The 12,184-nt window shown below is 69.7% G+C and carries 9 protein-coding genes and 1 riboswitch; of the genes, 4 read left to right on the forward strand and 5 right to left on the reverse strand.

All coding sequences use genetic code 11. The annotated features are described in order from the left end of the window. Positions 1 to 140 precede the first annotated feature (140 nt). From ABD259_RS08105 to ABD259_RS08115, 3 genes are all read right to left on the reverse strand, one after another. A complete protein-coding gene (locus ABD259_RS08105; RefSeq protein WP_344161260.1) occupies positions 141 to 986 on the reverse strand; it encodes a MetQ/NlpA family ABC transporter substrate-binding protein in 846 nt (281 codons plus the stop codon). Positions 987 to 1,063: 77 nt separating this feature from the next. Then, on the reverse strand, positions 1,064 to 1,744 hold the full coding sequence (locus ABD259_RS08110; protein WP_344105582.1) for a methionine ABC transporter permease: 681 nt from the start codon (positions 1,742 to 1,744) through the stop codon (positions 1,064 to 1,066). Then, positions 1,741 to 2,700, reverse strand: a complete 960-nt coding sequence (locus tag ABD259_RS08115) for a methionine ABC transporter ATP-binding protein (RefSeq protein WP_344105679.1) — start codon at positions 2,698 to 2,700, stop codon at positions 1,741 to 1,743. Before ABD259_RS08115 ends, ABD259_RS08110 begins: the two co-directional genes overlap by 4 nt. A gap of 812 nt (positions 2,701 to 3,512) precedes the next feature. Here ABD259_RS08115 and ABD259_RS08120 point away from each other — a divergent pair. After that, positions 3,513 to 4,532: a coiled-coil domain-containing protein gene (locus ABD259_RS08120; protein WP_344105585.1), complete on the forward strand. Its 1,020-nt coding sequence runs from the start codon at positions 3,513 to 3,515 to the stop codon at positions 4,530 to 4,532. 61 nt (positions 4,533 to 4,593) lie between these two features. Here the strand turns inward: ABD259_RS08120 and ABD259_RS08125 are convergent, their stop codons facing one another. Further along, on the reverse strand, positions 4,594 to 4,746 hold the full coding sequence (locus ABD259_RS08125) for a hypothetical protein (protein WP_344105587.1): 153 nt from the start codon (positions 4,744 to 4,746) through the stop codon (positions 4,594 to 4,596). Positions 4,747 to 5,321: 575 nt separating this feature from the next. Here ABD259_RS08125 and ABD259_RS08130 point away from each other — a divergent pair. Continuing rightward, the gene (locus ABD259_RS08130) at positions 5,322 to 6,392 is read left to right on the forward strand and encodes a DUF3558 domain-containing protein (protein WP_344105591.1); all 1,071 of its coding nucleotides are present in this window, start codon (positions 5,322 to 5,324) and stop codon (positions 6,390 to 6,392) included. A gap of 166 nt (positions 6,393 to 6,558) precedes the next feature. Here ABD259_RS08130 and metE read toward each other — a convergent pair whose 3' ends face one another. Next, a complete protein-coding gene (metE, locus tag ABD259_RS08135) occupies positions 6,559 to 8,841 on the reverse strand; it encodes a 5-methyltetrahydropteroyltriglutamate--homocysteine S-methyltransferase (protein WP_344161263.1) in 2,283 nt (760 codons plus the stop codon). Between the two features lie 177 nt (positions 8,842 to 9,018). Continuing rightward, positions 9,019 to 9,242, reverse strand: a riboswitch (cobalamin riboswitch). 374 nt (positions 9,243 to 9,616) lie between these two features. Here metE and ABD259_RS08140 point away from each other — a divergent pair. Then, complete coding sequence (locus tag ABD259_RS08140; protein WP_425573499.1) at positions 9,617 to 11,161, forward strand: polysaccharide deacetylase family protein; 1,545 nt, start codon at positions 9,617 to 9,619, stop codon at positions 11,159 to 11,161. Between the two features lie 353 nt (positions 11,162 to 11,514). After that, positions 11,515 to 12,123 (forward strand): DUF6461 domain-containing protein, encoded by a 609-nt coding sequence (locus ABD259_RS08145; protein WP_344161267.1) that lies wholly within the window; start codon positions 11,515 to 11,517, stop codon positions 12,121 to 12,123. Positions 12,124 to 12,184 lie beyond the last annotated feature (61 nt).

Below are 12,184 nucleotides of genomic sequence, written 5' to 3' on the forward strand. Positions count from 1 at the left end.
CCGCGGGGTCCCCCTGCTGACCGCCGCCTTCGCGATCACGCTATCGGAGGTGGGCGCGGGCGCGAACCGCGGTGGCCGGTGCCAAAAGCCGCGGGCGCCCGCGCGGGGTGCGCGGGCGCCCGTGGTGCATGCGTCAGCCGCTACTCGGCGTCGGCGTCGATCGGGGTGACGACGCCCTTCCACTGGTCCTCCATGTAGGTGCGGACCTCGTCGCTGTGCAGCAGCTCGTCGAGCTTGGCGATGTCGGGGTCGTCGGCCTTGTCGGCGGCCACTACCAGGCCGTTGGCATAGGGGTTGTCCTTGGTGTCCTCCCACGCCAAGACGTTGGCGCTCTCGGACAGGTCGGCCTCCAGCGCGTAGTTGCCGTTGACGACGGCGGCGTCGACGTCGGCCAGCGAGCGCGGCAGCTGCGCGGCCTCCACCGGGACGATGTCCAGGTTCCTGGGGTTGTCCTCGATGTCCTCTACCGTGGCGGCGCTGTCGGCGCCGTCCTTGAGGGTAAGCAGGTCGTTGTCGGCGAGGAGCTTGAGTGCGCGGCCCATGTTGGAGGCGTCGTTGGGCACGCCGATCTTGGCGCCGTCCGCCAGGTCCCCGATCTCCTCCAGCGATTCGGAGTAGAGCCCGAACGCCTCCAGGTGTACGTCGTCGACCCAGGTCAGGTCGGCGTCGCTGTTGCCGTCGAGGTACTCCTGCAAGAACGGCTTGGTCTGGAAGTAGTTGGCGTCGATCTCGCCTTGCGTCAGCGCCGCGTTGGGCTGGTTGTAGTCGGTGAACTCGGTGACCTGGATGTCCAGCCCGGCGTCGGCGGCGAGGTTTTCCTGCACGTAGTGGAGGATTTTGGCGTGCGGGACCGGCGACGCGCCGACCTTGATGGTGGTCAGATCGGACGTGTCACCGTTGTCCTTAGCCAGCTCGCTGGGGCTTCCGCACGCGGCGAGGGTGGTGGCCAGGGCCGTGGCGGCGATGATTCCCCAAGTTCTGCGCACGGTGGGTGCTCCTTGCTGTTGGCGCTTGCGGTGTCGGATGGGTCGGACGGGATAGTGATCGGGTCGGGCGGCCTGCGTCAGCGGTGGGAGAGCCGCCGGATCAGCAGGTCGCCGAGGCTCTGGGCGGCCTGGACGACGATGACCAGCAGCACGACCGTCGCCCACAGGTAGTAGTCGTCGAACTGCTGGTAGCCCTTGCGGATGGCGACGTCACCGAGTCCGCCGCCGCCGATCGCCCCGGCCATGGCCGAGTAGGAGACCAGCGCGACGATCGTCATGACCAGTCCGGCGACCAGACCGGGAAGGGCCTCGGGCAGCAGCACCTTGCCGACGATGGTGAGTTTCCGGGTGCCCATGGCGTGGGCCGCCTCGACGACGCCGCGGTCGACCTCGCGCAGCGACGTCTCGACGAGGCGGGCGAAGAACGGGATGGCACCGATGCTCAGCGGGACGACGGCCGCGGTCGGGCCGATGGTCGTGCCGGTGAGCAGCCGGGTCAGTGCGAGGACGGCCACCATCAGCACGATGAACGGCAGCGACCGGCCGATGTTCACAACAGCGCTCAGGACTGCCCGTAGGACGGGGGCGGGGGTCAGGCCGCCGCGGTCGGTGGTGACGAGCAGCACCCCCAGGGGCAGGCCCACGAGGATGCTGAAGATGGTGGCCCACAGGACCATGTAGAGGGTGTCGAGGGTGCCGAACAACAGGACCGGCCACATCTCCGGCAGCCGCTCGGTGAGCTCGCTCAGCCAGGTCATCGTCCCGCCACCTCCACCAGGAGCCCCTTGCCGTCCAGGTAGTCCAGGGCCGCGTCCCGGTTGAGGCCGCGGACCTGCACGTTGAGCCGTCCCACGGACTGGCCGGAGACCGTCTCCACAGCGCCGCCCAGGACGTTGACGTCGACGTCGAACTTGCGGGTCAGCTCCGACATCAGCGGCTCGTCGTAGGAGCGCGGGTAGGTGATGGCGACCGCGTCAGGGGCGTCGGTGGGCGGTAGCGGGAACAGCGAGCGGGCCAGCAGCGATCCCGGGGTCCCGATGAGGTCGAGCACGCGCCCAGCCTCGTGGACGGCGCCGGCCTCCATGATGGCCGCGGAGTCGCAGATCCGCTTGATCACGTCCATCTCGTGGGTGATGAGCAGGATGGTCAGGCCAAGCTCGCGGTTGAGGTCGCGGAGCAGCTCCAGGATGGACTCGGTGGTCGCGGGGTCCAGGGCGGAGGTGGCCTCGTCGCTGAGCAGGACCTTGGGGTCGGAGGCGAGGGCTCGGGCGATGCCGACACGCTGCTTCTGCCCGCCGGACAGCTGCGCGGGGTAGGCGCGGGCCCGGTCGGCCAGTCCGACGAGGTCCAGGAGCTCCATGACGCGGCGCTTGCGCCGCGACGACGCGACACCGGCGACCTCCAGGGGGAAGGCGACGTTGCCCGCGACGGTGCGCGAGGACAGAAGGGCGAAATGCTGGTGCACCATGCCGATGCGGCGCCGCGCCGCGCGCAGCTGGGCCGGGCGGCGCATCGCCGTGAGGTCCTCACCGTCGACGCGCACCGTTCCGCGGGTGGGGCGTTCCAGGAGGTTGACGCAGCGGAGCAGGGTGCTCTTGCCGGCGCCGCTCTGGCCCACTACGCCGTAGATCTCGCCTTGGCGGACGTTGAGATCGACGTCGTCGAGCGCGAGTACCTCGCGGTCCTTCAACCGGTAGACCTTGCGCAGGCCCACAGCTTCTATCACTGGTTTCCTCGTGGGTCGGGTGGAGAATTCCCTGGGGGTGTCCGGCGGCGTCCGGCGGTGGCCGGGCACGGCCGGGGAGCCCGACAGCGGGCACGCCGAACCGATCGGGGCGGCGTATGCCCATGTCAAAGCCTAGGGAGTACGGCGCGTTCGCGGGCGTGGCGGCGCGTCCGCCGGGGCGGTCGGCGGTACCGCTGCGAGTGGAGGGTCGGCGACCGCCGGTCCGCCTGCGGGTCCGGACAGCGGCGCAAGCGCGCGCGGACGCGTGCGGGTGGGAGATAAAGGCCTAGCGACACATTCGACAGCGGCCGTCGCCCGAGAGGTGCCGCATGGAGCAGCGCCGACGTCCGCCGCGCGTGGAGGCGCGGGAGGTCACGTTGCCACGATCGAGTGTGTTCACGCCCTCTACGAAACCATACCGGAGCGGTGTGAAATAGGCCGTTTCGCCCGGATCGCGGGTAACATTCGCCACAGTTGTCGGATTCTGTAGCCGAAGCCCCCTGTTCCCAGGGGGTTCCGCCACTGGAGTCGACGAACGTCCTCCACACCCGTCTCGGCCTTGCTTACACTCAAACAGCGTCCCAAGCACGATCAATCGATTGGCAAACAGGCAGAACTCCCTTAATGTGCCTGGGGCGTCACGCCGGACCGCGCGGTCGAGGAGGAGCGACACTCGCCGCCGGAAACCGGCCCCTGAGCGGACCGCGGCCCCGGTCCCGGCCCCATGCGAGAGCCGACGCGTTCCGCGAGGGAGGAGCCTCCTCCCTCGGACGTCGGCTGAGAAGCGAGGAGCGATCCACGTGGAGCCCGACCGATCATCCGGACCGGACGACTTCGCCGACTTCTGGGCGGCCGACCCACACGTCGGCACCACCCTCCTGTCTCCAACGGCGCGGCGTCGCCTCCGCCTCGCCCTGCCCGCGGTGGCCCTGGCCGCCACGCTCGGCCTGGCCCCGCTCACGGCGAGCACCGCCAACGGCGCGGTGGCGCCCCAGGAAAGCCTGAGCTCTCTGCAGGAGCGCGCTGAAGCGCTGGGCGACGAGTACGGCGGCCACCTCGTCGACATGGAGGGGGTCATGGAGGAGGCCGAGAAGGCCGAGAAGCGAGCGAAGAAGACCCAGGAGAAGGTCGACGCGGCCCAGGACCAGGTCCGCAAGTTGGCCGTGGCCAGCTACACGCGCGGCGGCATCGACCCCGCCTTCTCCCTGTTCGTCGAGGACGACCCCCAGGAGGTCATCGACCAGGCCTCACTGGTCGGACACCTGTCCAGCAGCCAACGCGACAAGATCGACCGCTTGAGGCGGGCCATCGACCGCGACAAGAAGGCCCAGAAGAACGCCGAGAAGAAGGTCGCCAAGGTCAAGGAGGACCTCGACGAGCTGGAGGGCCGCCGCGAGAAGGTGCAGGAGCTCATCGCCAAGCACCCCGCCCAGGAGATGGGCCCGCCGGACAACCTCACCCCTCGCACCCGGCAGATGAAGGAGATCATCATCGAGAAGTTCGGGGAGGGGAAGGAGCAGGGCGGCGTGGGCTGCTACCGCCCGGACGGGGGCTTCGTCGTTGGCGAGCACCCCAAGGGCCGGGCCTGCGACTTCATGGTGAACGACGAGGGAGAGATGCCCTCACAGGAGCAGATCGACCGCGGCTACGACATCGCCGAGTTCGCCCAGGACAACGCGGAGCGGCTCGGCGTCATGTACATCATCTACCGGCAGAAGATCTGGGACGTGCGCCGCAGCGGGGAGGGCTGGCGGGACATGGCCGACCGGGGCAGCATCACCGAGAACCACTTCGACCACGTGCACATTTCGATGATGTGACCCGACCCTCGCCTCGCGGGCGCGGCCGAGACCCGCCCGCGAGGGCGTGCGGCCGTCGGCCTCAGCCCCCGGTGAAGAGTGGGGCGTACAGGACCGTCATACAGCCGCCGATGAGGGCCAGCATCGATCCGACGGCGAGGATGAACACGGCCCAGGCGAGGAAGCCGTGCCGGGGACGGTGGTCGGGACGTTGCGGGGAGGACGACGAAGACACTGTTGCCCTTCACATCACTGGTCCGCCGTCGGCGGACATCGAGGGATACCGCGAACCCCCACCGTATCCCCCGGCGAGGGGGCGCAGGCGGCGGACGGCCGACCTCACCCGGCATATGATCTCGATCCGGCAACGATCCCGCCGGATTCGTCCCGTTTTCTCGGTGTGACCGCCAACCTGAACCTCAGGGTCCGAACCTTTGGTCCGTGCGGCAGCGCGCGAAAACGACATGCGCCGTTTTTCACCCCCAATTCCCGCCACAAAACGGTGACGATCCACGACGTTTCCCGCGACACCGGAACCATGGCCGATCGCGGAAGTTAAAATGCCGAGTCCTGCCCCCTGACGCACATCCGGCACCTCGCCGGGTGCGCGGGGTACGCAGCGGAGCGATCGCTTCCGCCCGGGGTCGAACCGCGGTCACGGATGGTCACATCCCAACACCGTGGTGTGCGCATCTCGCGCGGATCACAGCGAGCGGATCCACCCGTATCAGGCCATTCCAGATGGAACCGACAACGCGCCGACGCGCGTCGGACAAACAGTTCACACACGCAGTTGGCGCGAGGGGAGTCATGAGCGACAACGGACCCTACCCACAGCCTCCGCAATTCCCCCAGGATGGCGAAGGCGGCTCCGGAGGACAGCCGCCCTACGGCGGCGCCTACGGCCAGCCCGGGCCCGAGCACGGTGGCCCCCACCCCGGTCAGCAGTACCCGAGCGGCCCCCACCAGGCTCCCTACGGCGGCCAGAACACCGGAGGACAGCCCGGCTACGGCTACGGCGGCCCGCAGCACGGGGGGCCGCAGTTCCAGCAGCCGCCGGAACAGCCGATGTACGCCGGCCCCCAGGGTCCCCAGCCGCCCTACGGCGGTCCAGGCATGCCCGGCGGCCCCGGCGGCTACCCGCCGCCTCCACCGCCAAAGCGGAGCAGCGCCGGGATGTGGATCGTCATCGGCGGTGGCGCGGTCATCCTGCTCCTGGTGATCGCGGTGGTCATCGTGATATTGAAGCCCAGCGACAGCAGTCCGTCCGCGGCCCCGCAGCCCGACGGCCAGGCGCGGTCGGACGACCAGCCCAAGGAGGAGGCGGACGACGAGCCGGAGCCCAAGGCCAAAGGTGAGCCGCCCTACAAGCTGCCCGAGGACGCGTGCCAGACCTACACCGAGGACAAGCTGAGCGAGTACGCGATCTCCGACAGCAGCAAGAACCTCAGCGACAACCGCTCCGCGTGCCGCTGGCGCGTCGAGGGCGAAGGCGACAGCTGGGGCACGTTCTCCCTGGAGTACCGGACCCCCTTCGCCGGGTCCGACTCCGTCGAGGGCGCCAAGGACGACTTCGCGTCGGCCGTCAAATACGCCACCGATGAGAGCAACGACTACATGGAGCGCGAGGTCCACGAGGAAGAGGACGTCAAGCTCGGTGAGGAGGCCAAGCTGATCTTCTCCACGGAGAAGATCACGCGGTCCAACTATTCGGTGGCCACGCTGCTGGTCCGCGAGGGGAACATCACCACCGAGGTGAAGCTCTCGATGTCGCCTGGTCTCAACGCCGACGAGAGCGTTCCGGCCCCGCTGGAGTTCTCCGACGTGGAGGACATGATGCTCGACCTGGGCAAGGCGTCACTGACCCCCATCGGCTCCTAAAGGGCCGAGCGCGCAAAGCGCGCGGACGCAACGGAGACGACAGCGGGGGTGTGCGGGCTTTTCAGGCCCGCACACCCCCGTTTCGCCGCGCTCCGGCCCGGTCCACGCGCCGCCCGGTGCCGCGGACACCGGACGGTGGCTCAGGCGGCCGAGACGACCGGCCGGATCAGTCGGCCAGGTCGGCACGCACGCGGCGGGCCGCCTCGACCATGTTGCGCAGGGCCGGTTCGACCTCCGCGTAGCCGCGGGTCTTCAGCCCGCAGTCGGGGTTGACCCACAGGCGCTCCGGATCGACCGCCCGCAGGGCGTCGCGCAGCGCCGCCTCGATCTCGTCGACCGTGGGCACGCGGGGCGAGTGGATGTCGTAGACACCCGGGCCGATGCCCCGCTTGTACCCTGCGACGGCCAGGTCGTCGACCAGCTCCATGTGGGAGCGGGCCGCCTCGACGCTGGTGACGTCGGCGTCCAGCTGTTCGATGGCGCCGACGATCCGGCCGAACTCCGAGTAGCACATGTGCGTGTGGATCCGGGTGGTGTCGGCCACGCCGGAGGTTGCCAGCCGGAACGAGCCGATGGCCCAGGCGAGGTAGTCGGCGTGCCGCTCCGCGCGCAGCGGCAGCAGCTCCCGCAGGGCGGCCTCGTCGACCTGGATGTGCCGGATCCCCGCCCGCTCCAGGTCGAAGACCTCGTCGCGCAGCGCGAGCGCCACCTGGCGGGCGGTGTCGCCCAGCGGCTGGTCGTCACGCACGAACGACCAGGCCAGCATGGTGACCGGGCCGGTGAGCATGCCCTTGACGGGCTTGGAGGTGCGCGACTGGGCGTAGGTGATCCACTCCACGGTCATCGGCTCGGGCCGCGAGACATCGCCGTACAGGATCGGCGGTCGCACGCACCGCGACCCGTAGGACTGCACCCACCCCTTCTGGGTGGTGACGAAGCCGTCCAGGCGCTCGGCGAAGTACTGCACCATGTCGTTGCGCTCGGGCTCGCCGTGCACGAGGACGTCCAGGCCGATGTCCTCCTGCAGGGCGATGACGCGGTCGATCTCGGCGCGCATCCGCCGCGTGTACTCCGCGTCGTCGATCCGCCCGGCGCGGTGGTCGGCGCGCGCCTTGCGCACGTCGGCGGTCTGCGGGAACGAACCGATGGTGGTGGTCTGCAGCGGCGGGTCGTCGGTCCGGGCCGCACCGCGCTGTTCGTGCCCGTTGCGGGCCACATCGTCGCCCAGCGCGTCCAGCCGCGCGCGCACGCGGGAGTTGACGAACGCCGCACCGTCGGGGGCGGTGGCGCGCGCCCGCTCCAGCTCCGCCGTGATGCCCTCGTCCCCGGCCGACAGCGCCCGGCCCAGCAGCACGACCTCGTCGAGCTTCTGCCGGGCGAAGGCCAGCCGCTCGCGGATCACCGGGTCGAGCTCGGTCTCGGCGTCCAGGTCGATGGGCACGTGCAGCAGGGAGCAGGAGGTGCTGACGACGATGTCGCGGGCCAGGCCCAGTAGCGAGCCCAGGGTGGACAGCGCCTTGGCCAGGTCCGCCCGCCACACGTTGCGGCCGTCGACGACGCCCGCGACCAGGGTGGTGTCGCCCAGGCCCGAGACGGCGGCGATCTCGTCGACCGACTCCGGCCCGGCCACCAGGTCCAGGCCGATCCGCTCCACGGGGGTGCGCTTGAGGACTTCCAGCGCTTCGGTGCCGATTGACCCGAAATAGGTGGAGACGAGGATCTCGGGGCGGTTGGTGAGCTCACCGAGCCGACCGTAGGCGCGCTCCAGCGCGACGAGTTCGGCGCGCCCGTCGTCGGTCGCCAGGATCGGCTCGTCCAGCTGCACCTGTCCCGCGCCGGCGGCGGCCAGAAGCTCCAGCAGCTCGGCGTAGCGTCCGAGGAGGTCGTCGAGGAGGTCCAGTGGACGCCAGCCCTGGGGGGCGTCCGCGGCGGGCTTGGCCAGCATCAGGAAGGTGAGCGGGCCGACGAGGACCGGCCGCGTCATCATGCCCAGCCCCTTGGCCTGGGTGAACTCCGAGAAGGGCTTGGTTGAGGCGGCCAGGCGCGGCCGCTGGTCGGGGGACAGTTCGGGGACCAGGTAGTGGTAGTTCGTGTCGAACCACTTGGTCATCTCCAGGGGCGCGATGTCGTCGGCGCCCCGGGCCATCGCGAAGTAGCGACGCAGCTCGGACTCGCGGTCCTCCCCGGCGAAGGCCGGGGTGCGGAAGCGCTCCGGCACCAGGTCGAACAGGACCGCGGTGTCGAGCATGTGGTCGTAGTAGGAGAACGTGTTGGACGGGATCTCCGCCACCCCCGCGTCGCGCAGGGTCTCCCAGACGCCGCGGCGCAGTCGGGCGGCGACGGCGTCCAGTTCGGAGGCGGGGATGCGGCCCGCCCAGTAGGCCTCGCTCGCCCGCTTGAGTTCGCGGTTGGGGCCGATGCGGGGGTATCCGTGCACGGTCGTCGTCATCGGACACCACCGCCTCGAAGCGAGGTTCGGGTTCTCATTGGCTTCTTCTCTCCCTCGTCGAACAGCCGTTGACGGTCCGGCCGTGCCGTTGGGGAGCAACCCATGAGCGCGTGCGCGACGAAGCGCCCGTCGCCCGCGGCCCTCCCTCGGGGCACGTGGACCAACCGCGGACGCGTGGGCGTCCACGGGCGGAGGGCAGGTATTCGGACTCGTGGGCGTGCGTGCCGGAGTTGCCGACACGCGGGCCTACCGGCCGTCGCTTCCCAGGCGGATCGTGCCCAGTGCTGTTGACGGCTCTCGTTCCCACTCACCGCTGCGGGGCAGTCCCGGAGTCGCACCGGGTTCCCTCTTTCGACACGCGCGGCGGCTGCCGTGCGTGTACCGACCGCGGCTGCCAGTATAGGGACCCGCTTGCGAGACGTGAGATGCGGCATGCCCTCATGTGCCCGAAACGTCCCCGTTCCTGCGCTTTTGCGTTTCGGACAGCGGGTGTTGACGCTCTTATTGCCCACTACGTCAGCGGGCAGGCCCCTGACCGTTCTAAGCTCGTCCGGTGGGCCCGGTTACACCTGCTGAACACCCCCTGGCAACGGCGATCCGGACCCTTGAGCAACCGAGATTACGGGTCTAAAAAACTCCCCACCAATTGCGAAAGACGTTCGTTCCCTTGCAGACAGCGCCCGGCGAATCCCACGTGCCGTTCACCACACCCAACTCGCCCGCATCGACCCCGGCAGGTCGGCGCACCCCCCGCCTTCCGCGAGCCTCTGCCCCGATCGCGATCGCGCTCGTTGCCGCCCTGTCGCTCGCCGCCTGTTCCTCCCCGGACGCCGAGCACAAGTCGGAGAAGCCCGAGCGGGCCAAGGCGACCGGCAAGACCGACGAGCTCACCGTCGTTGACCTCGACAACGTCCCAGACGTGACCGAGGAGACGAAGGAGACCGAGGAGTCCGGCACCACGGCGGAGCTGGCGTACCCGAAGATCCCCAACGCCGACCCCCTGACGAAGCGGCTGGGCGAGATCACCGACCAGGAGCGCGACGACTTCCTCGGCGCCAACGCCAAGGCCGAGGACATCAAGATCGGCTGGAACCTGAGCGTCGCGGGCGACGACGTCGTGGCGGTCCGGCTCACCCAGGACGAGAAGGACGACGAGGGCGAGCGCACCTCCTACGCGACCTACTGGTACGACACGACGCAGGGGACCACCGCCTACTCCACCGAGCTGCTGGCCGGGCAGAAGGAGCTGGAAACCCTCGACGGTCTGGTGAAGAAGGCGCTCAAGGACGAGGACGCCGCGGACACCTCGCAGCTCTACCCGATCCTCCGCTCCTACGACTCGATGGGCTTCAACCCCGACGGCGACCTCGTCGTGGAGTTCGACGAGGGCCAGGTGGCCCCGGTGAAGTCGGGCCGGATCTCCGCCGTCATCCCGAAGGAGGACGTCGACCCGCTCCTCTCCGACTTCGGCAAGAAGGCCCAGGCCGCCGCCGTCGTCGTCACCCCGGACTACCGGATCGAGAAGCCGGCGACGCCCCCGAAGGACGGCGCCAGCGCCGAGGTCCCCGGGATGATGCCGGTGCGCGACGACAGCGTCGACTGCTCGGACCCGGCGTCCAAGTGCATCGCCCTGACCTTCGACGACGGCCCGGGCGACCGCACGCCGGAGCTCCTCGACACCCTCGCCGAGTACGACGCCAAGGCCACCTTCTTCCTCACCGGCGAGCCTGTGCGGGAGCACGCCGCCACGGTGCGCCGCGAATACGCCGAGGGGCACGAGCTGGCCAACCACACCGTGCACCACCCCGACCTGACCCGGCAGGCCGAGGTCCGGGTCCGCGCAGAGCTCGACACGGTCAACGACCTGGTCCGGCGCGAGACCGGGTACAGCCTCGAACTCATGCGCCCGCCGTACGGCGCCACCAACGACGCGGTCTCCAAGATCTCCAAGGAGGAGGGGCTCGCGGAGATCATCTGGAGCGTCGACACCAACGACTGGAAGGACCGCAACTCCTCCATCGTGGCCAAGCGCGCGGTGCAGGGCGCCCAGCCCGGGGCGATCATCCTGATGCACGACATCCACGGCACGACCATCGACGCCGTCCCCTCCATCCTCAAGCAGCTGGACGAGAAGGGGTACACGATGGTCACGGTGTCCCAGCTACTCGGTGACACCGAGCCGGGCAAGTCCTACTTCAACGGCCACCCGGAGAAGAAGAAGGACGGCGCGGACTCCAAGGAAGACAAGGACGGCAAGGGCGACAAGGACGGCAAGGGCAACGCGTCGCCCGCCTCGGACGCGTCCGACTCCAAGGACTGACCGCGGCGCTCTTGGAGGGACCGGCGCGCCCCGCGAGAAAGCGGTGCGCGCCGCGTCATACAAGAAAAGGGTGTCCCCCGTACCAGGCACCCCCTACCCAGGCGTAATGTGGGACGCCGTGGACGCTGCCACGACGATGTCGTAGCGGCACTGTCGCACTGTGACGGCGATGGGCGAGGCTCGCGATTGAGGCGTGGGTCAATACCCAGCATCGCCTACCCCCAATCCCATACCGGTGTCCTGAAGTGGCCCGCTTAACCGATCTTTTCGAGGGAAGAGGTCTAGTGGGCGCACTTCCCTTTCCGGGCGGAACCCCCGCACACAAAGGCCCATGAGAACGAAGGGAAAGGCCGATGGCCGTCGCGTGTCCAGGTGACTACGCCTGGCTGCGAGAGACGCAGCCGGATTTGGCCGAGGCGTACTGCCTCTCCTATGTCCGGGGACTGACCAAGGCCGAGGCGCTGGGACGCCTCGGCGTGGCCGAGCGGCGCCTGCGCTGCCTACCGATCGCCGAGGCCGTCGAGGCAGGGCTGAGCGCCGAGGGCGTTCCGCCACTCACGGTGCACGCGCTCTCCGTCCACGGGTGGACCGTCGTCGTGGAGCCCACCGGCTGCCGCGTCACCCGCCCGGAGTGTTACCGCCAGCTGTCGGCCGAGACCGAGCTGGTGTCGGTGCGTGTCCTCATGGACCAGCGCTTCGAATTCCGCTGGGTCGTCGACGGCGTGCTGCAGACCTTCTTTGACGCCGCCAACCCCAGCGTTCGCCGCGGCACCCGCCCCGACGCGCTAGAGGACCAGATGCGGGCCCTGGGGCTAACCGACGAGGCCGATCTGCCCGACCCGGGCGCGGCGCTGCTGGCCCTGGCCGAGCGCGTCACCGGAGTCCGGCTCCGCCCTGAGCACCTGGACGGTCCGCTGCTGGGTGCGGAGCTCGACGCCCCCGCCGCGCTCGCCAGGACTTGAGGCACCCCCGCACCACCACGGCAACGACATCGGCGCCCCGCCCGGATCTCCTCCGGGCGGG

The organism is Nocardiopsis rhodophaea (assembly GCF_039530945.1).
Taxonomy (GTDB): Bacteria; Actinomycetota; Actinomycetes; order Streptosporangiales; family Streptosporangiaceae; genus Nocardiopsis_C; species Nocardiopsis_C rhodophaea.